The organism is Novosphingobium sp. NBM11 (assembly GCF_015390225.1).
Lineage (GTDB): Bacteria > Pseudomonadota > Alphaproteobacteria > Sphingomonadales > Sphingomonadaceae > Novosphingobium.
In genome coordinates, this window is the sequence record NZ_VUOG01000003.1 from 157,647 (window position 1) to 182,548 (window position 24,902).

24 protein-coding genes and 2 pseudogenes are annotated in these 24,902 nt (G+C 63.0%); 22 read left to right on the plus strand and 4 right to left on the minus strand.

Annotated features, from left to right (window positions below):
- The first annotated feature begins 57 nt into the window (after positions 1-57).
- The 14 genes and pseudogenes from F1640_RS21105 to trxC all read left to right on the plus strand — a co-directional run bounded on the left by F1640_RS21105 (position 58) and on the right by trxC (position 14,737).
- Positions 58-531, plus strand: coding sequence for a S26 family signal peptidase (locus F1640_RS21105; protein ID WP_206694961.1), 474 nt, complete (start codon positions 58-60; stop codon positions 529-531).
- The gene (gene traW, locus F1640_RS21110) at positions 528-1,187 is read left to right on the plus strand and encodes a type-F conjugative transfer system protein TraW (RefSeq protein ID WP_194921757.1); all 660 of its coding nucleotides are present in this window, start codon (positions 528-530) and stop codon (positions 1,185-1,187) included. The genes F1640_RS21105 and traW overlap by 4 nt, the downstream gene beginning before the upstream one ends.
- Positions 1,187-1,456 (plus strand): hypothetical protein, encoded by a 270-nt coding sequence (locus tag F1640_RS21115; RefSeq protein ID WP_194921759.1) that lies wholly within the window; start codon positions 1,187-1,189, stop codon positions 1,454-1,456. Before traW ends, F1640_RS21115 begins: the two co-directional genes overlap by 1 nt.
- Positions 1,456-2,469: a conjugal transfer pilus assembly protein TraU gene (traU, locus tag F1640_RS21120; RefSeq protein WP_194921761.1), complete on the plus strand. Its 1,014-nt coding sequence runs from the start codon at positions 1,456-1,458 to the stop codon at positions 2,467-2,469. Before F1640_RS21115 ends, traU begins: the two co-directional genes overlap by 1 nt.
- Before the next feature lie 603 nt (positions 2,470-3,072).
- Positions 3,073-4,500: a group II intron reverse transcriptase/maturase gene (gene ltrA / locus F1640_RS21125; protein WP_206694918.1), complete on the plus strand. Its 1,428-nt coding sequence runs from the start codon at positions 3,073-3,075 to the stop codon at positions 4,498-4,500.
- 206 nt (positions 4,501-4,706) lie between these two features.
- Positions 4,707-5,453 (plus strand): type-F conjugative transfer system pilin assembly protein TrbC, encoded by a 747-nt coding sequence (gene trbC / locus F1640_RS21130; RefSeq protein WP_194921771.1) that lies wholly within the window; start codon positions 4,707-4,709, stop codon positions 5,451-5,453.
- Positions 5,450-7,291, plus strand: a complete 1,842-nt coding sequence (locus tag F1640_RS21135; protein WP_194921773.1) for a conjugal transfer protein TraN — start codon at positions 5,450-5,452, stop codon at positions 7,289-7,291. Before trbC ends, F1640_RS21135 begins: the two co-directional genes overlap by 4 nt.
- 24 nt (positions 7,292-7,315) lie before the next feature.
- Positions 7,316-7,711 carry a hypothetical protein gene (locus tag F1640_RS21140; protein ID WP_255530657.1) on the plus strand — a complete coding sequence of 132 codons (396 nt, stop codon included), beginning with the start codon at positions 7,316-7,318 and terminating at the stop codon, positions 7,709-7,711.
- Between the two features lie 218 nt (positions 7,712-7,929).
- Positions 7,930-8,754, plus strand: a complete 825-nt coding sequence (locus F1640_RS21145; protein WP_194922091.1) for a conjugal transfer protein TraF — start codon at positions 7,930-7,932, stop codon at positions 8,752-8,754.
- A gap of 65 nt (positions 8,755-8,819) precedes the next feature.
- Positions 8,820-10,220 (plus strand): annotated as a pseudogene (locus tag F1640_RS21150) (conjugal transfer protein TraH).
- 23 nt (positions 10,221-10,243) lie between these two features.
- Positions 10,244-11,722, plus strand: a pseudogene (locus F1640_RS21155) (conjugal transfer protein TraG N-terminal domain-containing protein); the annotation flags it as partial.
- A gap of 107 nt (positions 11,723-11,829) precedes the next feature.
- On the plus strand, positions 11,830-13,341 hold the full coding sequence (istA, locus tag F1640_RS21160; RefSeq protein ID WP_066770782.1) for an IS21 family transposase: 1,512 nt from the start codon (positions 11,830-11,832) through the stop codon (positions 13,339-13,341).
- Positions 13,338-14,177, plus strand: coding sequence for an IS21-like element helper ATPase IstB (gene istB / locus F1640_RS21165; protein WP_066770779.1), 840 nt, complete (start codon positions 13,338-13,340; stop codon positions 14,175-14,177). The genes istA and istB overlap by 4 nt, the downstream gene beginning before the upstream one ends.
- A 68-nt stretch (positions 14,178-14,245) precedes the next feature.
- The gene (trxC, locus tag F1640_RS21170) at positions 14,246-14,737 is read left to right on the plus strand and encodes a thioredoxin TrxC (RefSeq protein WP_309229341.1); all 492 of its coding nucleotides are present in this window, start codon (positions 14,246-14,248) and stop codon (positions 14,735-14,737) included.
- Between the two features lie 80 nt (positions 14,738-14,817).
- Here trxC and F1640_RS26095 read toward each other — a convergent pair whose 3' ends face one another.
- Positions 14,818-15,336, minus strand: a complete 519-nt coding sequence (locus tag F1640_RS26095; RefSeq protein ID WP_083629931.1) for an NADH dehydrogenase ubiquinone Fe-S protein 4 — start codon at positions 15,334-15,336, stop codon at positions 14,818-14,820.
- A gap of 113 nt (positions 15,337-15,449) precedes the next feature.
- Here F1640_RS26095 and F1640_RS21180 point away from each other — a divergent pair, with 113 nt between their 5' ends.
- A complete protein-coding gene (locus tag F1640_RS21180) occupies positions 15,450-16,100 on the plus strand; it encodes a hypothetical protein (protein ID WP_062770711.1) in 651 nt (216 codons plus the stop codon).
- Between the two features lie 280 nt (positions 16,101-16,380).
- Here the strand turns inward: F1640_RS21180 and F1640_RS21185 are convergent, their stop codons facing one another.
- Both F1640_RS21185 and F1640_RS21190 read right to left on the minus strand, forming a co-directional pair.
- Positions 16,381-16,662: a glutaredoxin family protein gene (locus F1640_RS21185; RefSeq protein ID WP_047867088.1), complete on the minus strand. Its 282-nt coding sequence runs from the start codon at positions 16,660-16,662 to the stop codon at positions 16,381-16,383.
- Entirely contained in the window at positions 16,662-17,366 is a 705-nt protein-coding gene (locus F1640_RS21190; RefSeq protein ID WP_241229443.1) for a redoxin domain-containing protein, read from the minus strand. The genes F1640_RS21185 and F1640_RS21190 overlap by 1 nt, the downstream gene beginning before the upstream one ends.
- Positions 17,367-17,793: 427 nt before the next feature.
- Here F1640_RS21190 and F1640_RS21195 point away from each other — a divergent pair, with 427 nt between their 5' ends.
- Complete coding sequence (locus F1640_RS21195; protein ID WP_255530661.1) at positions 17,794-18,117, plus strand: hypothetical protein; 324 nt, start codon at positions 17,794-17,796, stop codon at positions 18,115-18,117.
- 115 nt (positions 18,118-18,232) lie between these two features.
- On the opposite strand, the gene F1640_RS21200 is transcribed toward F1640_RS21195, so the two are convergent.
- A complete protein-coding gene (locus tag F1640_RS21200; protein ID WP_010339440.1) occupies positions 18,233-18,895 on the minus strand; it encodes a BON domain-containing protein in 663 nt (220 codons plus the stop codon).
- A gap of 292 nt (positions 18,896-19,187) precedes the next feature.
- Here F1640_RS21200 and F1640_RS21205 point away from each other — a divergent pair, with 292 nt between their 5' ends.
- From F1640_RS21205 to dnaK, 6 genes are all read left to right on the plus strand, one after another.
- A complete protein-coding gene (locus tag F1640_RS21205) occupies positions 19,188-19,661 on the plus strand; it encodes a Dps family protein (protein ID WP_107525133.1) in 474 nt (157 codons plus the stop codon).
- A gap of 184 nt (positions 19,662-19,845) precedes the next feature.
- The gene (locus F1640_RS21210; RefSeq protein WP_309229342.1) at positions 19,846-20,637 is read left to right on the plus strand and encodes a universal stress protein; all 792 of its coding nucleotides are present in this window, start codon (positions 19,846-19,848) and stop codon (positions 20,635-20,637) included.
- A gap of 136 nt (positions 20,638-20,773) precedes the next feature.
- Positions 20,774-20,983 (plus strand): hypothetical protein, encoded by a 210-nt coding sequence (locus tag F1640_RS21215; protein WP_125458957.1) that lies wholly within the window; start codon positions 20,774-20,776, stop codon positions 20,981-20,983.
- A gap of 46 nt (positions 20,984-21,029) precedes the next feature.
- Positions 21,030-21,776, plus strand: coding sequence for an HAD-IIB family hydrolase (locus tag F1640_RS21220; RefSeq protein ID WP_047867093.1), 747 nt, complete (start codon positions 21,030-21,032; stop codon positions 21,774-21,776).
- Positions 21,777-21,926: 150 nt separating this feature from the next.
- Complete coding sequence (locus tag F1640_RS21225) at positions 21,927-22,871, plus strand: DnaJ C-terminal domain-containing protein (RefSeq protein WP_194921779.1); 945 nt, start codon at positions 21,927-21,929, stop codon at positions 22,869-22,871.
- 91 nt (positions 22,872-22,962) lie between these two features.
- Positions 22,963-24,837, plus strand: coding sequence for a molecular chaperone DnaK (dnaK, locus tag F1640_RS21230; RefSeq protein ID WP_010339435.1), 1,875 nt, complete (start codon positions 22,963-22,965; stop codon positions 24,835-24,837).
- Positions 24,838-24,902 lie beyond the last annotated feature (65 nt).

A 24,902-nucleotide genomic window follows, 5' to 3' on the forward strand; every position in this document is an offset into this window, starting at 1 on the left:
TCGTACCGGATTTGTTCGCCCTTAGCGTGCAGATACGTCACTTTCGTGTAGTCACCCCTGTATGGCGGGCTCGTCGCGGGAAGCGTGGTGCTCGGCGCGATCAGCGACTGGCGCGACAATCACGCGCTCCTGATCAACACCACCGATTCGCTCCCGAACTGGGCGTTCGTCATCCACCGGAACAAGGTGCCGGTCAGGGGCGAGTACGTCTTCTTCGATCCGCCCCCCAGCGAGCTGGTGCGGCGCCATTTCGGCGCCAAGCCGCAGATGTTCGGCAAGATCGTCTACGGCCTGCCGGGCGACGTTGTGGCGCACTGGCACCGCGCCGTAACGGTGAACGGACGGATCGTGGGCTACACCAAGCCCACGACCAGAAGCGGCGAGCGGCTCGCGATCGGACCGAGCGGCGTGATACCGGCGGGCTGCTACTATGTCGGCACGCCCCACAAGGATGGTCTCGACTCCCGCTACGCGGCGATCGGCTTTGCCTGTCGGCGCCAGATTGTCGGCACCGGCGAGGCGATCCTGTGATCCGCGCGGCCGCTGCCTCGCTCGCCGGTGCTGCCTGTCTGGGCGCCGCGGTCCTGGTCGCCGGATCGGAGCGGGGCGAAGCGCGGGACTTCGGCCAGCTCGGGCAGACATTCCCCGTCATCGAGGCCGACCTGCTTTCCACGATCGAGGCTCGGTTGCAACGCGCGCAGGCGACGGGAGAGATGGACCGCGTCAACGCGGCCTTCGCCAAGCGCGTGGAGGCCAAGGTGCGGCGCCCGGTGCCGGTCGCCGGCATCACGCCTGCCGAGGAACCGCGGGCCTGGGACTATGACCCGAGCATCACGCTCGAGCGCGAGATCCGGGATCACAAAGGACAGGTGATCGCGCAAGCCGGGCAGAGGATCAATCCGCTCGACTTCGTTTCGATGCGGCAGAGCCTCGTCTTTGTCGACGGCGACGACACAGCGCAGGTCGCGTGGGCGACCAAGCGGTTCACCGAGCTCAACGCGAAGATCATATTCGTCAACGGCTCGCCGATCGAATCGATGACGGAGCGCAAGCGCCGGTTCTTCTTCGACCAGGACGGTCGCCTGACCGCCAAGTTTGGCATCCGCCACACCCCGGCCGTGGTGTCGCAGGCCGGCAGTCTGCTGCGCGTCTCGGAGACCGTCCTCAAGCCGGGAGCAAAGAGCTGATGCCCCTTTGGCTGGACCTTCTGCGGACCCCCATGGCCGCACCGGAAACCGGCGCCCTTCGCCGCATGCGGCTGGTGTGGCAGGGGCTGTGCCTGTCGGTCGCGTTGGTCGTGGGGTTCTTCGCGCAGTTCCATGCCGCCCTTGGCCGGACTGCGCCGTGCCTCGCGGCTGCGCTGCTCGCCGCGGCGGCGCTGTACACCTGGCTCTATCTTCGCCGGAAGAATGCGGCCGACACCGCCTTCCTCCTGGAGACGGGGGAGGCGGGCTGATGCGCTGGCTGAGGGCCGTCCTCGGCGTCTTGGGGCTGCTGCTCGTGGTGGTGGCCCTGGCGCCGCGCGCCGAGGCGGCGCCGACGTGCACGGGCAAGTTCGTCAATCCCATCACGGACGTCTGCTGGTCTTGCCTCTTTCCGCTTTCGATCGGCGGGGCGAAGATCTGGCCGGGCAGCCGCCCCGACACCAACAATCCTGCGTCGCCGGTGTGCGCGTGCGCCGATCCCTTGCCCCGGATCGGCATCTCGGTCGGCTTCTGGGAGCCCGCGAGGCTGGCGGACGTAACGATGAAGCCGTGGTGCTTTCCCAACCTCGGTGGAACGCGGATCGCGCCGGGCTTCGACATCGGCCAGGGCTACCTAGCCGGGCCGTCGATGGTAGGCGGCCGGTCACAGAGCACGGCGAAGTGGCACGTCCACTGGTACGTCTACCCGCTTCTATACTGGATGGAGATCCTGACCGACTTCATCTGTTTCGAGCAGGCGTCGTTCGACATCGCCTATATGACCGAGGTCGACCCGCTGTGGCAGGATGACTCGCTGACCGCGATCATCAACCCCGAGGCGATCGTCTTCGCGAACCCCATCGCAAAGGCTGCATGCGCGGGCGACTGCATTGCGGGGACCGCCGCGCTGCCGCTCGACGCGCTGTTCTGGTGCGCGGGGTGCCAGGGCAGCATGTATCCGCTCAACGGCAACATTCCCGCCTCGATCGGGCATGTCCAGTCGTCGCGGCTCGCGCTTTCCCGGTTCGCCTACAAGATGCACCGCGAAGGCCTCGCCTGGGGCACGATGGGCTCGCAGGGGCTCTGCAAGAAGTACCTGATGCCGATCATGCGGAAGCAGCAATACCGCTTCCAGATGGTCAACCCGATCCCGACGGTGAGCGGCCGGTTCGCCTGCTCGGCGATCGGCGCCTCGACCATGCCGCCCGATGCTGGACGCGCCTTTCCCGCCGGCGGCGAGGACATGGGCTACCTCGTCTGGCGCAAGCGCAACTGCTGCGTGTGAGCGCCGTGACGGCGCAGAAAGGAAATATGTATGTAAACAACATCATATCCTTTCGATCGTCTTGCTGACGATTGACCGGTGGCTGCGATGCCACCCCACTCGGCGGAAGGAGCCGGGTCGGAAGGGGGTCTCCAAGGTTTTCCACGTTCCGGCGGACGGCCTCAAAGCAGGAGACCTTAACTGCACCGGATGCGGCCCGTCAGCCGCAGGTCGGGCTACCACAGGTCCTATGGTGAGATAAAAGCGAATGACGTGTCTGAAGCCTCTTTATTTACAGTTGAACTCCCGATCACCTGACGGGGTGGGGAGATCGCGGTGCGAACCGGTTGGTTTGGCATGCTGCCTTCTGGTGAATTCTCGCAGAGTATTCGTGTGCGGATCGTCCTTTCTTGTCCGCATGCCTGAACCGCAAGGGGTTAAGCGTCGCACCTACGGGTCCAAGGTTGATCGTCGGAACACGGGAACCATCATCGTCCGCCTGCTTCGGAGCAGGCTATCCGCGGAGACCGGGGATGGGCGCTGGCGGGGCGGAGCCTGCGTAGTAGTCCGAGGGCGGGAAAGCCGTCCACATGGCGAAGGCGGGCAGGAAGTCGGTGTGCTTTCATGACGGAGGAACTATCAGTGGACTCTGATAATCAAGCCTCTCAGGCTTGGCTCCTCAGCGTTCAGCGCAAGCTATACCAGTGGAGTCGGGAAAACCTCGAGACACCATATCGTGATCTGTGGAATTGGGTAACCGATCCCCGCAATCTGTACATGGCCTGGAAGACGATTGCCGGTAATCGCGGCAAACAGACGCCGGGAGTCGACGGGGCGACCGTAGAGAAAATTGCTACCGGCAAAGGGGTCGGCCTTTTCCTTCATGAGCTCCGAGAAGAGCTCCGGTCGGGCGATTATCGTCCGTCTCCTGCACGAAGGAAGTGGATCCCCAAGCCCGGCAAACCGGGGAAGTTCCGACCCCTCGGTATCCCTACGGTCAAGGATCGCGTGGTGCAGTGCGCGGTCAAACAAGTACTGGAGCCGATCTTCGAGGCCCGGTTCTGGCCTGTCTCATACGGGTTTCGGCCCGGACGAGGTAGTCAGGCCTGCCTCGAACATATCCGTGTGACCATCCAGTCGCGGGGCAAACCTGCTGCCGATGGCTACCGACATGATGCGCCGTATCAATGGGTCATCGAAGGTGACATTGAGGCCTGTTTCGACAACATCGGCCATCACCCTCTGATGGAACGCGTGCGCCACGGCGTCGCGGACCGCAAGGTGAACCGGCTGATCGTGCAGTTTCTCAAAGCCGGAGTACTGGAGGATGTCTCGTACAGTCCAACAGACACCGGCACACCGCAAGGTGGCGTACTTTCGCCGTTGCTGGCCAACATCGCGCTTGGCGTGATCGAGGAACGGTATCGACAATGGGTCCGCCGCCCCGAAGACCCCCGGCTGAAATCCGATGGGATCAGGCTGGCGGCCATCAAGCGCGACAAGGACCGGAGGGCCGGTCGAACGGTCTTCTACCCTGTCCGCTATGCCGATGACTTCCTGATTTTCGTGTCAGGGACGGAAGCTGATGCTCTTGCCGAAAAGCAGGCGCTGGCCTCCTACCTGTACGAAACGATGGGTCTGACGCTCTCGCCTGAGAAGACGCGCATCACCGCGCTGACCAAGGGCTGTCGGTTCTTGGGATGCCGTGTAAGGCTCAAGTGGGACAGGCGGTTCGGGCTGCATGCCCGCATCGAAATCCCCCGCGAGCCGATCAACGGCTTCCGCATTCGGGTAAATCAACTGGCTCGTCGCCAGACGCTTCGGCGTTCGCTCACGGCCATGCTTCAGGAACTCAATCCATACCTTCGGGGGTGGTCCGCCTATTATCGCTACTGTTTGGGGTCCAAACGCATCTTCGCCAGTCTCGACTGGCATGTGCGTCAACGTCTCTGGCTGTGGCTGCGGGCCAAGCACGCAGGTGTCCCCGGGAGGAAGATCGCATCGTGGCGCCGACCCAGTACCCGCGCACTCCGGTGCCAAGGTCTGGGCTGAAGGCGGCACAGAACAGTTCTTGATGAGCTACGTGCCGGTCCACCGGTTCGATCTCAAATGGATGAGAAAACCCGAGTTCGCCAAGACTTTTGGAGAGCCGGATGCACAACGAAAGGTGCAAGTCCGGTTCGGAGAGCAGGCGTGGGAGACGGGCGGTGGAGACACCGCACCGCGCCCACGTCTGACTCTACTCTGAGGAGAGAGACATGCGTCTTCTGACATCCGGCATCGTCGCGCTTCTCGGCACGGCTGGCCTTTCGGCATTGCTCGCGCAATCCGTCGACGGGGTCGACGTTCAGGCCGTCAAGAAGCGCGCGGCCGACATGGCGGCAGAAGCGCAGGCCTTCGTCGACCAGGTGAAGGACCGCGGTGACGAATTCCGCGAGCAGGCGAGCGTCGTCCGTAAGTCGGGCATCGACAACATGCAGCGGGTTGCCGCGACCGATCTGCCAAAGGGACCGGGAGGTAAGATCGACTTCGACGAGCTTGTGCAGGGCGCGGCGACAAATGCCAATCTCCCAGGGGGCGATGCCCCGCAGTTCATCGTCTTCGCCAGCCTGTCGATGCCGCCGGCGTCGCTCAAGCAGCTGATCGCCGATACCGCGCGGGCTGGCGGCGTCGTCGTTTTCCGCGGGTTCCCCAACAACTCGGCCAAGGAGTTCGTCCGCCGTCTCGGTCAGGTCGTCCAGAAGGGCGACATGCCGAACATCGGAATCGACCCGCGGCTTTTCCGCGCCTTCGACGTGCAGGCGGTACCGACATATGTGGCGGTCTCGTCGACCTTCGACCTGTGCGCCGGATTTCACTGCCAGACCAAGGTTCCGCCCCATGACCGCATCGAGGGCAACGTCACGGTCGACTATGCCCTCAACACCTTCGCGGAGGCCAACGGACCGGGCGCGCGCATCGCATCGGTGGCGCTCGGCAACCTGGCGCGGAGCCGGCGCCAATGAAGCTTCGCGCCATCGTGGCCGTGCTTGCCGGCGTCTGCCTGACGATCAGCTCTGCTGGCGCGCAGCAGATGACGATCGAGCAGGCGCGCGAAGAGGGCAAGGCGTTTGGCAACGCAAAGCGGGGAGATGAGAGCCTTGTTCCCAATTCGGAGGCGCAGGCCCAGGCCGTCCCGGGCTATTCCGGGACCAATCAGCCGCAGAGCACCTACTTCGACGATCCGGATGCGCTCATCGCGGCGGGGACGGCCCAGCGGTCGACCAACGAGTCCTACCGGACCGTCACCGATGCGGACCGCACGCGGCCCGCCTTCAGCAACGCGGAGATCCTTGCGACGACGTCGCGCGCAACGTCGATCGAGAACGATCCGTCGGCCTACCTCGCCGATGAGAATATCGGCTCGACCACTGGCCAGTGCCAACCGCTGCCGCCAGGTTCCGGCGCGGGAGGATACTACGAGGCGACGTGCAACCAGGGAACGAAGCTCGACGAAGTGCCGAGGTCCTGTTCCATAAGGATGGCGCCTGAGATCACGAAAATCGATGCGTACAAGTATTTCGTCGTTCCCGACAGCGCCTACGGTACGCCGTTCGCACGCTATTCCTCGATGGCGCCGCACGTCGCGGCCGGAACCTGCAAGCCCACGGGCGTGGCCATGCAGGCCTGCGCGGCGCACCGGATTTACGGCGTGTCCACCAACAAGTTCTGCGACGACTACTATGCGACGGAATATGTCTGCTCGCAGAACCTGAGGGATATCGCCCTCTTGCCGAGCCCCATCACTGGCGAGGGCTGGCACGAGAAGACCGTCCAGACCAGCGTGACGGTGAAGCGGGTCGACGGCTGCGCCGAAATGGCAGCCGATGCGATGTGCACCGCTGCTGGGGCCGGCGAGGTCTGCACCGAAGGACCTGAGACCCGGATCATCGACGGCGTGCCGGTAACGCAGGCCTGTTGGGCGTGGAAGCGCGACTTCACCTGCAATGTCATGAGCGCAGGGAACGACTGCGGCGATCTCGACGCGAACCGACAGTGCACGTTTCTGCGCGAGGACTGCCTGGACGACCCGCAGCAGGGTGCGTGCAAGGTCAAGGAGAAGGTCTATCGTTGCCCGACACCGGACACCCCGACCTCAAACGCACCGCAGTACATCTGTGGTGACGATGTCTACTGCATCAACGGGGACTGCGAGCCGATTACCCGCGAAGCCTCGACCGAGTTCAAGGACGCCTTGGTCGCGTTGCACGCGATCGACGACGCTTCAAAGGGCTTCGACCCGAACAACCTAACCGTCTTCTCGGGAACGCGGGACACCTGCCACAAGCCGGTCTTCGGCCTCATCAACTGCTGCGCGGGCAAGGTATCCGGCGCGCTGACGGTCGCCGCAGGCGGCGCGGCGCTCGCCGGCGGGCCCGTCGCGATCGCCGCGCTCGCGACCCCGTTCCTCGCACTGTTCGCCTGCTCACAGGACGAGATGAAGCTCGACATCAAGGACCGCATGGGGTTCTGCCACAAGGTCGGAACCTGGTGCTCGTCCAGCTTCCTCGGCATCTGTAAGACGAAGAAGACTGCCTACTGCTGCTTCGAAAGCAAGCTGAGCCGTGTCCTTCAGGAGCAGGGCCGCGTCCAGCTGAACAAACCTTGGGGCAAGCCCAAGAACGAGCAGTGCAAGGGCTTCAGCATTGCCGAGTTCCAGCGGCTCGATCTCTCGAAAATGGACTTCACGGAAGTCTACGCCGACTTCCTCGACGCGGCCAAGCTGCCGGACGAGGTCCAGACGATGACCGAGATCCAGTCGAAGATTCAGAACTACTACGACCTGCATGGAGGCAAGCCATGACCAGCCACGAGCCAGGGGATCGAGATGACGGCCACGGCGAATGACCTGCTCTCTGCCGGCGCTCCAGGGTGTGACTGGAAGATGACCGTGTTCGAGCTGGCGATTTTCATGTGCCTGTATCGCGCCGGGCAGCCGCGGCGCGTGGAGGACATCTGCAAGGTGATCGGCGGCTGGTTCGAATGCGTGGTCGACCCGCCGGCCGCAGCCGCGCCGATCGAGCACATGCTGGTCAATCGATGGGTCGCGGAAAAAGGCCATGGCCTTTGCGCAACCGAGGAAGGCCGCCGTGCGGCGCGACCGCTGATGAGCGGCATGGTGCGGATGCTCGACCATGGGACGCGGCTGATCGATGTCGCTCTGATGATGTCCGTGCTGCGCTTGTCGAAAGGAGAACTGGACCATGGCATTCGCGATCTTTGAGCCGGCGATCTTGGCGGTGCTGCTCGCCGGCGTCGGCCTGCCAGCGCCTGCAGCGCCTATGTCCGCGCCCGCCTCACCGTGCAGTCGCCACGCAACCATCACCTCCGCCTTCGACTGCTGCCTCGACCTCGCGCTGTGGAAGGCGCCGCTCACCGCACCGCTCATCCACCCGCGCCATCCCCGGACGGTGCGGCCAATCAGAAGGAAGGACGATGAGCATGTCCAAGATCGCGAAGCTGGCGATGCTCCTGCTGGCGGTCGCGCCCCTGGCGGCGCCGCTGCGGGCGCAGGACGCCGAGCGCCGGGACGACAGCGTCGAGGCGTCCGACCGCGGCGACGATTTCTACTGCGGCGAGCGCAGGCTGGGGCAATGGTTCTACTGCACCAAGCCGAAACCGCCCGAGAGCGCGAAGGCACAGCCGCAGGTTCCTGAGCAGAGCGCGGCGGACCGCCTCGCCGCTATCACGCGGCAGCTGGATGAGCTGAAGGCGCGGGCGATCCTCGATCCGTCGGAAGAGAATGTCATTGCCTATGTCCGTTTCCAGCGCGAGCAGCTGGACCGCGCCTCGACCTTCTCGGACACCTGGCAGCGCGCGCTCTGGCAGAACCCGGACATCGACTACACGCTGCAGCGGCCGGTCAACACGGTAGCCAAGCGCGCTTGGCTCGACAACCGGAAGGCCGACCGCGACCAGGTCCTGACCAACCTCGGTCAGCGCTACGGTCTGTTCTACTTCTACGCGCAGAGCTGCGGCGCGTGCGAGGTCTTCTCGCCGATCCTGCGATCGGTCGCGGATAGTCACCGCATGGCGGTGATGGCCGTCTCGATGGACGGCGGCCCGAGCCGCGACTTCCCCAACTATGTGGTCGACTCCGGCCAGCGCGCGCGGATGGGGATACCCGGCAACGAGACGCCGGCACTCGTCCTGTTCGATACCGCGACGAAGCGCACCATCCCCGTCGGCTACGGCATCCTCAGCGCCGATGAGATCATGGATCGCATCTTCATGCTCACCAACACCAAGGTCGGGAGCGACTACTGATGTCCATTCAACGGCAGAAGGGCCGGCTGAGAAGGCTGGCTCACCGCGCCGGCGCCGCCCTGACGGTGGCCGCCGCCTCGCATTTCGCGCTCATCGGTGTCGCACGGGCGGACGTCGCCTCGGAGATGAACGGGTTCTTCAACGACGCCGGCGGCGCGGCGAACGTCACCGGGCCAACGGCGTTCCAAGGGCAGTCGGCCGGCTACTACTCGCTCGGCAACGTCTGGACGCGCTTCCCGCAGAAGAGCGTGTCGCCGTTCAACCTGCAGCTCCCAAGCGCGCGGGCGGGATGCGGGGGTATCGACCTGTTCTCCGGCTCCTTCAGCTTCATCAACGCGAGCGAGATCGTCGCGATGCTGAAGGCGACGGCGAACAACGCGCTCGGCTTCGCCTTCAAGCTGGCGATCGACAGCGTCTCGCCCGAGATTGGCAAGGTCATGGACGAGTTCAGCCAGAAGGCTCAGCTCCTCAACCAGATGAACATCTCGAGCTGCGAGACCGCGCAGGCGCTGGTGGGCGGGATCTGGCCGCAGATGGAAACCACCCGATCGACCATCTGCGAGGCTGTCGGCAACAGCCAGGGCGTCTTCTCGGACTGGGCCGCGTCCCGCCAAGGCTGCAACAACGGGGGCCAGAGGGACGCGACGCTCGCCGGCAACACCGACCCGGCGATGAAGGAGCAGATCATCGGCGACCCGCACAATTATACGTGGGAGGCGCTGAAGAAGTCGTCGAAGTTCGGAGCGTTCGACCAGGCCTTCTCCGAATATGTGATGACGCTGGTTGGGACGATCGTCACGACTCCTCCGTCGGGCAGCGAGAATGGCCCGAAGGTGGTGATCTACGGACCGGCCGAGGAGGCGGTCGTGACGGCATTGCTCGACGGCACCGCGAACGCGCCGGCAGTGAAAATCCTGAAGTGCAACAACGACCCGTGCACCGATGTCTCCGACCAGACCCTGAACGTGCCTGCGTCGAGCGCGCTTCGGCCCCGGATCGCGACGATGATCAAGAGCATGAGCTCCAAGATTCGCAGCGACAGCGCGCTTGACGCAGCCGAGAAGCAGCTGCTGAACATGGCGACGGTTCCGATCTACAAGATCCTCGCGGTTCAGGCCTACGCCCACTACGCGCTCACCGACGGCGAGATTCAGACGCTCTCTGAAATCGTCGCGGTCGATCTGCTGAACGCCATGCTCGACAACATGCTCGACAGGGTGGAGCAGGCGAAGGTCTTCTACCAGACCGCGGACCAGGAGACGGCCTCGTAGTGGCGCCAGCAGATCGCGGCGACCCGCGCCAAGTTCGCGCAGCGGGACGTGAAGCTCAGCAACAAGCTCCAGGTGACGATGCAGATCATCAACCGGAGCATCATGCTCGAATCGACGCTGCAGAACACAATGACGCCCGGCATGTCCTCAGCGCTGAACTTCTCGCGGGGATTGAACGCGCAGGGCTTGCTCTAGGCGCGCAACAGGGAGGTAGCGGCGTGCTCGAGGTCTACACGGTCGGCGGGGGCGAGTATCTCGTCAACACCTTCAACGCGGTCGCCGCGTGGGCGGGGGGAGGGGGCTATCGCTCTCTCCTGCGGGTCGTGATGGTGATGGGGCTGATCTATTCGCTGCTCGTCGTCGCCTTCACCCTCAACTTCCGCGCGTGGTTGAACTGGTTCCTTCAGGCGACGGGCATCTACCTGTGCCTCATGGTCCCGACGATCGACGTGAAGGTGACCGACCGCCTCAATCCGAGCCTGTCGCCCGCGACGGTGGCGAATGTACCTCTCGGCCTGGGGGTCCTCGCGAGCTTCACCACCCAAATCGGCGACTGGCTCACCCGGACGGCCGAGACCGTCTTCGTCATGCCCGGAGAGCTCAACTACACTACGAACGGCATGGTGTACGGCGCCCGGCTATTCGACGCGACGCGCAACTTCACCATCCGCGACGCGGAATTCTCGACCAACCTCGAGAACCACTTCAAGAACTGCCTGTTCGGCGACGTGATGCTCTACCAGAAGTCGCTCACCAACCTTGCGAAGGCGCCGGACCTGTGGGCGGCGATCGGGCCGGGCTCGGAAGCGCGGTCGCAGGAGTGGCTGGAGAGGCAAGGCGACGGCTCGGTCCAGAACTTCATTGTCACGTGTCGCCAGGCCTATGACACGCTGAACGGCCAATGGGCGAGCATGATCGAGGCGAACGCGGAGCCTTGGGCAAAAGAGGTCTATCCCAAGCTCAGCAATGCTGTCGCCGCGGCGAAGCTCAAGCACGACGTCCCGATCGTGAATGCGGCCTTCACAGGCTCGGGCAACGATTTCACCGGCGTCATGAGGCAGAACACCGCCATCAACGCCTTCATGCAGGCGCGAAATTCGATGGCCGGCGGAAGCGGGGCGGCGTCGATCGACACCTTCGCACAGACCCGCGCGGACATTCAGGCCCGCAATACCTACAATTCGATCGCGCAGCAGGCGATGGCGTGGGTGCCGATCCTGAACATTGTCCTGACTGTCGTGTTCTTCGCGATGTTCCCTGTGATCTTCCCGCTCTTCCTGCTCCCGCAGACCGGGCTGAGTTCGTTGAAGGGCTACGCGATGGGGTTCTTCTATCTGGCGTCCTGGGGACCGCTCTACGTGATCCTCCACATGATCTGCATGACCCGGGCCGAGGCAGCCTCGAACGGCGTCGCCGCAGGAGGGATGTCGCTCGGAAGCTATGCCGGCATCGGCGCGGTGAACGGCGAAACGGCGACGATCGCCGGCTTCATGCTGATGAGCATACCGTTTCTGGCGGGCGGGCTCGCACGGGGCGCGATGTCGATCGCGGGGCAGGCGACGTCGATGCTGGCGCCGGCGCAGAATGCCGCGGAAGCTGCTGCGCTGGAGCAGACCACCGGCAACTACTCCTACGGAAATGTAAGTTGGGCGAACTCGACCTCGAACATGCGGCAGGCCGACCAGTGGCAGACGGCGCTGTGCAGGGCGGTGACAAAACCAGCCACTGGAACGCCAGCGAAGTGCTGAGCGTGGCGGAGTAAAAACCGGCCAGTGGTAAGGCTGCCCTTTTGAGGGCGGCCGGGATGTATGCCGTGGAAGTTTACGCGAGTGTTCGGCAGTTTGTGTTTGTGCAGGGGCGCAGCCAGCGAGAGGCCGCGCGGGTATTTGGATTAAGCCGGGAGACGATTGGCAAGATCTGCCGATTTTCACTGCCACCTGGCTATACGCGCACGAAGCCGGTGGAGAAGCCGAAGCTGGGGCCTTTGCTGCCGGTGGTTGACGCGATTTTGGAAGGTGACCGGACGGCGCCGGTCAAGCAGCGACACACGGCGAAGCGGATCTTCGAGCGGCTGCGCGATGAATATGGCTATGGCGGCGGCTACACGGTGGTGAAGGACTATGTCCGGCTGAGCCGGGTGCGTGGCCGCGAGACATTTGTGCCGCTGGCGCACCCACCGGGGCATGCGCAGGTGGATTTTGGCGAAGCGGTGGGCGTGATTGGCGGTGTGGAGCAGAAGATCCACTTCCTGTGCATGGATTTGCCGCAGTCCGATGCCTGTTTCGTGAAGGCTTTCCCGCGCGAGACGACCGAGGCATTTCTGGATGGGCATGTATCGGCCTTCGACTTCTTTGGCGGCATTCCCCAGTCGATCCTCTACGACAACACGACGATTGCGGTGGCCAAGATTCTGGGGGACGGCAAGCGTGAGCGCACACGTGCCTTCAGCGAGCTGGTCAGCCACTACCTGTTTTCTGACCGCTTCGGCCGACCCGGCAAGGGGAATGACAAGGGCAAGGTCGAAGGGCTGGTCAAATACGCGCGCCGCAACTTCATGACGCCCAAGCCGCAGGCGGCGAGCTATGACGCACTGAACGCGGCTCTTTTGGAGCGCTGTCATGCGCGGCAAGGCGAACGTGCTGGCCGCCATGCCCAGACCATCGGTGAGCGCATGGTTGCTGACGTTGCGGCGCTACGCCCACTACCGCCGGTGCCATTGGAGCCATGCGAGAGGCGCAGCGCCCGTGTGTCATCGACGGCGCTGGTGCGGTATCGCGGCAATGATTACTCGGTGCCCACAAGGTTTGGGTTCCAGGATGTGGTGGTGAAGGGCTTCGTGGACGAGGTGGTGATCCTGTCCGGCGCCGAGGAGATCGCCCGCCATGTGCGCAGTTATGGCAGCGGCGATTTTGTGGCCGATCCGCTGCATTATCTGGCGCTGATCGAGACAAAGCCGAATGCTCTCGATCAGGCGGCTGCACTGCAGAATTGGGCCTTGCCCGATGTCTTTGCCCACCTGCGGCAATTGCTGGAGGGACGCATGGGCCGCAAGGGCAAGCGCGAGTATATCCAGGTCTTGCGCTTGCTGGAAGCGATGCCCATGGCCGTGGTGACCCATGCTGTCACTCAGGCGATCCACATGGGCGCGATCAGCTTTGATGCGGTGAAGCAGATCGCACTGGCCAGGATGGAACGGCGGCCCGCCAGGCTTGACCTGACGACCTATCCCCACCTGCCAAGGCTGGATGTGAAGGTCACGCAGGCGGCTGATTATGCGGCTCTGATGCCCCAGGTCTCGAAGGAGATGGCAGCATGAGCCGGGCGCCCGATGACAACCTGCCCACCGGCACCACCGCTGGTGCGCCACAGGTGCTGCTGGCCCACCACCTCAAGCAACTCAAACTGCCGACCGTTTTGCGCGAATATGAGAAAGTAGCCCGGGAGTGCGCGCGTGATGGTGTCGATCATCCCCGCTATCTACTGCGCCTGATCGAACTGGAACTGATCGACCGTGAGCGGCGCACTGTCGAACGCCGGATCCGTGCTGCCCGGTTCCCGGCCGTCAAAAGCTTCGATACCTTCGACTTCACCGCCATCCCCAGCCTCAACAAGATGCTGACGCTGGATCTGGCGCGCTGCGAATATATCCTGCGGCGCGAGAATATCATTGCGCTGGGCAATAGCGGGACGGGCAAAACCCATGTGGCGCTCGCCCTGGGGCTGGCCGCCTGCCAGAAGGGCTTCACCGTGACCTTCACCACCGCCGCGGCGCTGGTGAACCAGTTACTGGAAGCCCGCGACGAGAAGCGGCTGCTCAAGATGCAGCGCGAGTTGGCTGCAGTGAAGCTGCTGATCATCGACGAACTGGGTTACGTCCCGCTCTCGCCCACCGGCGCGGAGCTGTTGTTCGAGACCTTCTCCCAGCGCTACGAACGCGGCTCCACCATCGTTACCTCCAACCTGCCGTTTGAGGACTGGACGCAGGTGCTTGGGTCCGAGCGCCTGACCGGCGCATTGCTGGATCGTTTGACCCACCACGTCAGCATCCTGACCATGAATGGTGACAGTTACCGCCTAAAGCAGTCAGCCAGTCGCCGTCGCGCCACTGCCAGCGGGGCGGAGCAAAACCAGGCCACCGTCGACGAAAACTGACCCATCAAAACGGCCAAAAGCAAAGGGCCCCGATCGGGGCCCTTTGCTTTGCACCTGCCGCAACATCAGTGGCCTACTTTTACTCCGCCACAGTGGCCGGTTTTTGCTCCGCCGTTGACACGATGGCTGAAAAGCGAGGGGTCGTCTGCCCCCACTGCGATGCCACGAACGCGGTGCCGACCGACCGTGAGCCGCTGGTCGCCAGATGCGGTCGTTGTCATCAGAAGCTGTTCGAGGGCGTCCCTGCCGCTCTCGACGCTGCGCGAGCGCGCAAGCATATCCGCAATTCGGATCTGCCGGTGATCGTCGATTTCTGGGCGAGCTGGTGCGGCCCGTGCCGGACGATGGCGCCGATCTTCGAACAGGCAGCGCGCTCGATCGAGCCGAAAGCGCGCTTCATCAAGGTCGATGTCGACGCAAATCCCGACATCGCATCCGAGTACGGCGTCCAGGGGATCCCCGCGTTGCTTGCCTTCAAGAATGGCAATGTCGTCGCGCGCCAGGCTGGCGTCACTGATCTAGGCACGCTGAGAGGGTGGGCCGAGCGGTTCGGTGCTTGAATACCGGCATCGCAGCTTGATCGGTGCCTCGGGTGTGGCAATGTTAGCGGCCGGCGCATCGAATGCCGGCCGACCCCATGTCACGAGCCTTTCTGTCCCGAGGCGTCGCCTGGCCAACCCCGGATAGGAGCATCGTCGAATTGAAAACGCTGCTTGTTAAGGGGTGCAGCCCTTTCCCGGGGCGGCTCGTGTACCTCATACGGCAAGTCAATCCGCTCGCAATAACGCACCGCAGCATCACGACTGTCGAAGCGAAGATCGATCTGAAGCAGGGGATCTTCTCCGCCGGTCCAACCTGTTAGCCAGTCGACAAAAGGCCTTTTTCTCGGCTCAAACCTGAGCCTCCACTCATTCTTATGCGCGCGGCCGCCTCGCCCATGGTTGGAGGCGCTGGGATAAGGCTCGATGATTGCACGAGCATCATCAGGCAGCGAAGTTAGGTAGCGGCGCCACCATCGCCCATCCTGCGCGACGCGACAGTTTGTGGCATGCCTATGATCGAGCTTCTGCTGTCGCATGTTGCGCAAGCGAATGCGACGCAGGCGGCTCCGGATATAACCGGCCGAGCATGATCGATTTTTATAGAGACGCGAGCCCATATTGACATCTGTCCTTGCCGATGCGGAGCTTGCGGTATTTCATCGGCGATAGGTCTGAGCTATGTCAGGATGCTGCTTCTTGAATTGCGGATATTCTGTTCGTCCAGCCCTTGATGGAGATCAACGTGCCAGAAAAATTCGAGCAGAACGTCCTCGAGCAGGTACGAGTGAGGGAGGTTGTCGGCACCGTGCACAACCTCGAAATGCTCGAGGAATTGGTTGTTGCGCTCGGAGCGGCAGGAGTCGACAAGGGCGACATCGACTTGATGGCGAGCCGCGAGGCGGTACTTGCGAAACTTCCCGCAATCTATGGCGACCCGATAAATCTTGCGGAAATTCCCGACCTGCCGCGGCGCGAGCTGGTTACCCGAGATGAAGGGGCGACGGTCACCGGGGTTGTTTTCGGAACGCTAATCTCGCTGGCTGCGCTTGGCGCAGCCCTGCCCGTCGTGGCATCAGGTGGCGCCTTGGCAGCGGTGCTCGCCGCAACTGCGGCAGGCGGAACGATTGGAGCGGGTATCGCGAAGGTCGTGCGCAGGGCCATCCTGGGTGGCGTCGGGGCCGATACTCTTGAGCGCGATATTCGTTCCGGTGGATTAGTCGTCTTTGTTCGAGTGCGGGATGACACCCCCGAATCCCAGATTCAGGACATCATGCGAAAATCCGGCGCGCTGAACGTGCACGTGCACGAAATCGAGCTGAAGAAGACGCTGGACGAGTTGCCGCTTGCCACAATCCAACCTGATCCATGGCTCGCCACCTGATCAGCGCGGGCTTGGCGGCCCGGCACGCCGAGAAGTTAGAACAGGTCGCGATCTAACCCTGATCCCATTGCGTGGCTTCTCGGGCGTTTTGCAATAAACATTCGCGTGTCGGCCGCGGCATCATGCTCAATCGCGTGTGAGATACCGGTACACCGTAGATTCGTTGGTAGGTAAGGGCACCGGACAGCGTGACGGGCGGAGTAATAGTATCACGCTGCCCGGTGCAACGGCTCGGCGGCCGGGGGGGGGCGAGTGGTCCGTCCGAGCCGTATTCCTAAAGCTAACCGTATCCTGCGCGGGCCAGCGCCCATTCGAGTTCGCGCATCGAGGGCTGCACGAGAACCTGTCCCCCGAGCTTGATCGTGGGACTGGCAAGCCTGCCTCCGGCGAGCCATTCGAGCTCCGACCGCACTTCTGGATGGGCTTCCCAGTCGACGAAGCGATACGGGATCCCGGCTCGGTCGAGATACCGCCGAATCATCATGGTGATGCCGCACCAACGGCTTCCGTAGATGACGATCGGAGCGGGAGCTGGGCCGCGTGCTCGATACGCGGACGCCATTATTCGCGTCCCGCATTCGCTGGCGTTCCAACAATCTCGTCGAGCTTGGCGAAGAGCTCATAGATGTCGGGGACATGCTGGAGCTTCGGCGAGATGTGGGCGTAGCGGATGACGCCCGCTCCATCGATGACGTAGAGCGCGCGCTCGGAAAAGCCATCAGCGTCGCGCCATACGTTATAGCGGCGCGCGACTTCTCCCTTGGGATTGAAATCCGCGAGGAGCGGCATCGAGAGTCCGCGAGCGGCTGCCCAGGCGCCGTGGCTGTAAAGGCTATCTACCGAAATCCCGACGATCTGCACGTCGCGCTTCTCGAACTCGCTCCATTCCTGCTGATAAAGGTCCAACTGCTTGCTGCAGCCTGGGCTCCAGTCGAGCGGATAGAAGGCGACGACGATTGTTCGTCCCGCATAGGATGAGAGGGTGACTTCCCGGCCGTTGGCGTCCAGCAGGGCGAACTCTGGCGCTTTCGCTCCCACGCTGAGAGGAGCATTGACCGCATCCCCCTCCATCGCAGGCGCATGCTCGTGGAGGCTTTTCAGATCATCCAGAGTCGCGCCGGCCGGTGCCTCGAAGGCAGGGCGGGCCGAGCCGGCGGAGCGCCACAATTCCTGAATCAGGCCGTGGAGCAGCGATAGAGCCTGCTTTTCCGGGCCGTCCGGAAGCTTGGGCGCCAGCGCCGCAAAGTCGGTGCTGAGCTGTTCCAATCGACTTGGCTGGGGGGCCAGTGTGCCTGCGTTTCTATCCAAGTTGGGACTCCTTGCTGCACGTGGTCCGCCTTCGCGAGGAATGGCGCGACGAACCTTCCTGATGTCGCCGACCCAACCTAATCGGGTTGCTTGGCGGCGGGCTGAGATAGATCAGAGCTTGGCTCGGCCCTGCGACTAACCCGAGACCGCCGCTCAAGGTGCCCCGGCCGCAGGAGGTCGGGGCACCATCGACGAAGGAGCAACGATCAAAACCGTGGAGGCTTAGGTTGAGATGAAGAAAATGGGATTCAGTTTTGCTCTCCTGCCGGCAATGCTTCTTGTCATAGCCGGGTGCACCACTACGGGGTCCGGCATCGGCGTTGCGAGGAGCGGGACGACGACAGCGACGTTCGTGTGGAAATCGAGCGGTGCCCGATCGGGCATTATGACCGCAAAGCTTAGCACGGGCGTCACCTATGCAGGCCCGTTCTTCCAGATCACGAGCGAGACAACCATCGAGGAGCTTACTCCGCTATGGACCGGGTGGGGCGATCGGTGGAGGTGGCGTGGTTGGACGTATTGGGGACCAAGCCAGAGCACGCTCACCCATTACAGCGGGAGGGTGCTCGCCAACCTTACCGGCGCAGACGGGCAGATGCGGTGCCATTTCCGGCTGATGCGGCCGAGTGCAGGGATGGCTGGCGGTGGGCAGGGACGCTGCCAATTGCCGGGCGGGACGATCATCGACGCGACCTTTCCGCCGACCTGACGGCTCTTGCTCAATTCGGTCGGCAAGGTTACGCCGGTCGGCGATGGGTTCGTGCGGGTGGATGTTGTGCAGCCGGCGAAGGCGGGGATAGCCATCGCCATCCCCGCCGATCGCATCAGGGCAGGATCCTGATTTGATTGTCAACGCTCGTCACGCCAGGTGCGGCCCATGCCGATCTTTCGGCCTCCTGACGTTCGGCCCAGCTCCTGACCGTACCCTTGAGCGTGACCTTGCCGCCGTCGGCTATGACCTCGACGCGTTGCGCGTCGACCTGGGCGCTGCGGACGAGGGCGTCCTCGATCTTCTTCTTGACGTCGCCAGGGTTGACCCTGGGCTCTACCGTGATCAAATTGGTGACGCCCTTTACGCCGCTGATCGACCGGACGGCGCGTTCGGCCCATTCCTTCTGAAAATTCCATTCGACATGGCCCTCGAGCGTAAGCCAGCCATTTTTGACGACGACCTTGACCTTTTCGGCGCTGCTGGGCAGTTCGCGCTTCAGCGATTTTACCGCGTCTTCGGCAATCTCGGGATCAAGGCGCTCGGTCGACAGCTTGACCTGGATCTCGTTGGCGACCGCCTTAACCCCCGAGACGCGTTTCGCCGCCTTCTCGGCATAATAAGAGTCCATATAGCTCTTGGTCACGCCGCTCAGCGTCACGATCCCGTCCTTCACGGCGACGGCGATCGTCTCGTCGTGCTGGATCGACGGGTCGTATTTGATCTCGTCCTCGACGTCCCTCTTGATGGTGGAATCGGTGCGAAAAAGGGAAACCATGGTGGATCCTCCTAGTCATTGCGGGCCAGCAGCCCAGGTTGGCACTCCGCCCCAGCTTTCCTATTCAGCGAGTCGCCGATGCGCGCTGACTTAGGTCAGGCGAAAACCGGTGGGACCGTTCCCGGCCCGGTCGCGGTCTGCGACCGTTACATTGCCGTCTGATGTGGGTCAGTTCATCGCCGCGGTGCCGCGCTATCCTCCGCAGTGCTTCACCAACCGCGCTTGCGGCCGAGGCGCAACCCGCGACCAGACCTCCGCCCGCCTAGCGCGGCGGATTAACAGGATGACAGGAATGGCCATCGAGATCGGAATTGACGATACCAAGAGGAAAGAAATAGCCGAGGGTCTGTCGCGCCTGTTGGCCGACACCTACACGCTATATCTGACGACTCATAATTTCCACTGGAACGTCACTGGGCGGATGTTCAACAGCCTCCATGCGATGTTCATGGTCCAGTATACTGAATTGTGGAATGCGGTTGATCCGATCGCCGAAAGAATTCGCTCGCTCGCTGAGCCAGCACCTGGTTCATATGCGCAGTTTGCGAAGCTGAGCTCGCTCGCTGACGCGCCCGAAACTCCCCCCAGAGCCGAGGCGATGATCCAGATTCTGGTCGACGGACACCAGGCGACTGCCCGATCGGCTCGCAGCCTCTTTCCTGTGGCCGATGAAGCGGGCGACCAGGCGACCGCCGATCTCGCGACGCAACGCGTGGCGGTTCACGAAAAGGCGGCCTGGATGCTCCGCGCGCTCCTCGACGAGTGAGCTTACCTCCACAGCCCGCGCTTTCGGCGGCAATGATCGGCGGGCGCCGCGTCTGACCTATGTCAGCGTCCGCGATCCTTCCGCTGCTTACCCTTCCGCTGCTTACCCTTCTGCTGTTGCGGCCATTGCCTTCGGCCGACCACCCAATCGAAAGGATCGGTAGATGAAAACAGGATTGCTCCACGTGGCCGAGGACAGGGGCGGAGACGCGCGGCTTGACGCGGCAGTCCGGCTTGCCCGGGCATTCGACCTTCATCTGACGGGCGCGCAGGCTGCGCCGCTGTCGGCCTACGCAATGGCCGACCCCTTCGGCGGGGTTTACCCATCGGTGAAGCTCTTCACGGAGCATGAGAAACGACAGGATGCCACGCGCGCGGCCGTGGAGGCCAGACTGCGCGACGAGGGCGTGGCGTTCGACTGGCTCCGCGGAGTTGGTTCTCCCGCGACGGTGCTTCTCGATCAATCGCGGCTGAGCGACGTGATCATCCTCAGTCATCTCGAAAGCGACGAAGGCGGCTGGGACGCGGAACTCGACCTCGTCGGCGATGTCGCAGTCCATTCGCGTGCTCCGATCCTCTCGGTGCCTTATGACAACGGAACCCTTGACCTCGAGGGCGCTGCGCTCGTCGCGTGGAACGCTTCGTTCGAGGCCGCGCAGGCGCTGCGTTTCGCGGTTCCGCTCCTGAGCCGGGCGGCGCGCGTCCAGATCGTGACGATCGGGGAGGACGCTCCCGAGTTTCCCGCCGCCGGCGCTGCCGCCTATCTCTCGCATCATGGCATCCAATCGGAGTTGCTCTCGGTGCCCCGCGGTGAGCTCAGCGTGGGAGAGGAACTGCTGAACGTCATCATCGACTCGCGGTCGAGCTTCGCGGTTCTCGGCGCCTATGGGCATTCGCGCATTCGCGAACGTATCCTCGGTGGGGTCACGCGCGAGATGTTGCTGCGGTGCCCGAAGCCGCTGCTGCTGGCCCATTGAGGAAGGAGTTCGATCGATGCGCGGCATCATCGCAGCAGTGCTGTGCGTCGCTCTAGCTGGATGTGGGACGCAGAAGGCGGAGCAGCCTAGCGGCGATCACCGCGCATAGCGCCTCGATCAACACTACCAACAGGCGGTGATCAACCTGAACGACGCATCTAGGCGGTCTGCGCTCTTCCGCGCGATCCGAGATGCCGGTCTGGCGTGCCAGAATGTCATTCAGGCTGAGCGGCTGCCGGACGAGAAGGAAGGACCGGTTTGGCGGGCGCAGTGCGAAGACAAGTCCTATCATCTCGTCATCGTTCAAGCCGATGGCACGGCCAATGTGGTCAGCCGAACTCGGTGATCCCTTCTTATAACTCTTGTGTCGACCCAAAGCCAACGGTGACGGTGTGAAGCAGCTGATCGCTTTCGATCTCGACGGCACCTTGGCCGAAAGCAAAGCCCCGCTCGACGACGAGATCGCCGGGCTGCTGGCAACGCTCCTCACCTTTGCCCAGGTGGCAGTGATTTCCGGGGGTGACTGGCCCCAACTGAAGAAGCAGGTGATTGATCGCCTGCCAAGCAATGCAGAGCTGGCCATGCTCTGGATATTGCCCACTGCCGGCGCGAAGCTGTTCCGCTTCACCAAAGACTGGCAGCTGGTCTACTCGCAGGCAATCACGCCGGATGAGAAGTCGCATATCCTGGGCGCACTGGAACGGGCGATAGCGGCGGCGGGCCTCAATGACGATCCTGCGTGGGGACCACGGGTCGAGGATCGCGGAACGCAGATAACCTATTCAGGCATCGGGCAGAAAGCGCCGCTGGATGCCAAGCGGGCCTGGGACCCGGATCGTCGCAAGCGGCTGCAGTTGCAAGCCATGCTAGAACAATCCTTGCCTGGCTGGTCGATCAACATCGGAGGAACCACATCGGTCGACATTACGCGGGAAGGGATCGACAAGGGATTTGGACTGCGCAAGCTGGCAGAGGTTAGCGGCGTCGCCTTGAAGGACATGATGTTCCTCGGCGACGCAGTATTCCCTGGTGGCAACGACTACCCTGCGGTTACGACCGGCGTCGACACAGTCGCTGTTCGCGACGTGCAGGAAACAAAGAGCATCCTGCATGCTCTCACCCTATGGTTTGGTGCATGATCTCGCTGGAACGCGCCGTGGAGCGGGATGCCGATGGGGAGTTCGGAGTCGCGCACCTTGCAAGATGCTTCCGGTAATAGGATTGGTTATCTCATTTTCGCCGAGGCGTAACGGCAGATAATGAACAACCGACATAGGGACTGAAACAGAATGGCCGATCCATACCAGGCCTTGAACGTGCCGCGCGATGCTGACGACGTCACGATCAAGAAGGCCTATCGAAAGCTCGCCAAGGAATATCATCCGGACCGCAACGCGGATAAGCCGGGAGCGGCGGAACGCTTTTCTGCGATTACAGCCGCCTATGACCTCCTTACCGACAAGGAAAAGCGCGCGCGCTATGATCGCGGTGAAATCGATGAGAATGGCAATCCGAAGGCTCCCTATGGTTTTTCCGACTTCGATGGTGCCGGACCCTTTGCCCGCCGTGGCGGCTTTCGTGCCGGTACCGATGGTGGCGGGACGACATTTGAATTCAGCGGGGACGAAGCCGATTTCGCGAGCATATTTGGCGATATGTTCGGCCGCGCGGAGACCGCCGGGGGCGGTCAGCGCCGATCATATCGCTCTCGGGGAGCTGATGTCGCCTATCGCCTGAACGTCAGCTTCGAAGATGCAGCGGCGCTGCGTCCGCAACATGTCGAGCTCAGAAGGGGGAAGGCGGTCGACCTGAAGCTGCCGGCTGGCTTCGAGTCGGGGACGCAAGTGCGCCTGCGTGGCCAGGGGGAGGAAGGCCCTGGCGGACCCGGCGATGCCATCGTGATTCTCGAGATAGACCCGCACCGCTTCTTCACGAGGGATGGAGACGATGTCCGTTTGGAGTTGCCGGTGCGCTGGGACGAAGCCGTGCTCGGCGCCAAAGTGCGGGTTCCGACCGTCGACGGGCCGGTGTTGCTGACGATCCCTAAGGGATCGAGCTCGGGGCGCACGCTGCGGATCAAGGGCAAGGGATTCCACCGGCGGGACGGTTCACGCGGCAATCAGCTGGTCCGCCTGATGGTGCATCTGCCTTCCGGCGACGCTGAGCTTGAGGAGTTCGCCCGGACCTGGGCTCAGCGTCATGACGAAAATCCGCGTGCCTCCTTGGGAGTCTGAGGCGGCCTTACGCGACAACTGATCCAGGTCAGGACTCACGAGCGCGAGACCCTTCATCGTCGTTGTTCGATTTTCTAATTTGGAGGCTAGTATGGCGAAAGCAATCGGCATCGATCTCGGCACCACCAATTCCTGCGTCGCGGTGATGGAGGGCAAAGAGCCCAAGGTCATCGAGAATGCCGAAGGTGCCCGGACCACCCCATCCATGGTGGCCTTCCGCCCCGATGGCGAGGTACTGGTGGGAGCCGCCGCGAAGCGTCAGGCCATTACCAATCCCGAGCAGACGCTCTTTGCGATCAAGCGCCTGATCGGACGCCGCTACGATGACCCCATCGTTCAGAAGGACAAGGGCATGGTGCCCTACAAGATCGTGCCCGGTGCCAATGGTGACGCCTGGGTAGAGGTAAACGGGAAGAAGTCGAGCCCCAGCGAGATCTCCGCGCACATCCTGCGCAAAATGAAGGAGACTGCCGAGAAATATCTGGGCGAGCCGGTCACCGAAGCCGTCATCACCGTTCCGGCCTATTTCAACGACGCCCAGCGGCAGGCGACCAAGGATGCAGGGACCATCGCCGGTCTCGAGGTTCTGCGCATCATCAATGAGCCAACGGCTGCCGCCCTTGCCTATGGGCTGGAAAAGAAGAAGGCAGGCACGATCGCGGTTTATGACCTTGGCGGCGGCACGTTCGACGTATCCATTCTCGAACTCGGCGATGGCGTGTTCGAAGTGAAGTCGACCAACGGCGACACCTTTCTCGGCGGCGAGGATTTCGACAAGCGGATCATCGACTTTCTCGCGGACGAGTTCCGCAAGGAGCAGGGGATCGATCTGCGCCAGGACCGGCTCGCGCTCCAGCGCCTGAAAGAGGCGGCCGAGAAAGCGAAGATCGAACTCAGTTCGGCATCGCAGACGAGTGTCAACCTGCCTTTCATTACCGCGGATCAATCCGGTCCGAAGCATCTCGACATCAGCCTCACGCGCGCCAAGCTCGAGGCGCTGGTCGATGATCTCATCTCCCGCACCATGGGGCCGTGCAAGGCAGCGCTGGAGGATGCAGGGCTTAATGCCGATCAGCTCGACGAAGTTGTGCTGGTCGGCGGGATGACCCGCATGCCGAAGGTCGTCGAGGCGGTGAAGACTATCTTCGGGCGCGAGCCGCACCAGGGCGTCAACCCTGACGAGGTCGTGGCACTTGGCGCAGCGATCCAGGCGGGCGTGCTGAAGGGCCAGGTCGAAGACGTGCTGCTTCTCGACGTCACGCCATTGTCGTTGGGCATCGAGACGCTCGGCGGCGTGATGACCAAGCTCATCGACCGGAACACGACGATACCTACCAAGAAGAGCCAGACCTTCTCGACGGCGGAGGACAACCAGCCCGCTGTTACCATCAGGGTCTTCCAGGGCGAGCGGGAAATGGCCGAGGACAACAAGCTCCTCGGCCAGTTCAATCTTGAGAACATCGCACCGGCGCCCCGAGGCGTGCCACAGATCGAGGTGACGTTCGATATCGATGCAAACGGCATCGTGAACGTTTCCGCGACAGACAAGGGGACCGGGCGCGAGCAGAAGATCACCATCCAGTCGTCGGGCGGACTGAGCGAAGAGGAAATCAAGCGTGCGGTCAGGGACGCCGAAGAGCATGCCAGCGAGGACAGGAAGCGGCGCGAACTGGCGGAAGCGAAGAACCAGTCCGACGCTTTGATCTTCCTCTCCGAAAAGACGCTTGCGGATGCAGGGGATCGCGTTGCGGCCGCGGATCGGCAAGCCGTCGAAGACGCGGTTTCGAACCTGAAGACGGCCATGCAGGGCGACCAGATCGAGGACATTCGCGCGCGCGGCGAGGATCTTCAGTCTGCGACCCAGAAGGTCGCCAGCGCCCAGCGCGCCGAGCCGGGCAGCACATCGTCGGCTGATGACGGGATCGTGGACGCCGAGTTCGAGGAGGCGGACGACGCGAAGAAGTGATCCGGTCCGTTCCGCTGATCACAATTTGGTGAAGTGGCGCCGCCGCTTGCACGGATGAATGAAGG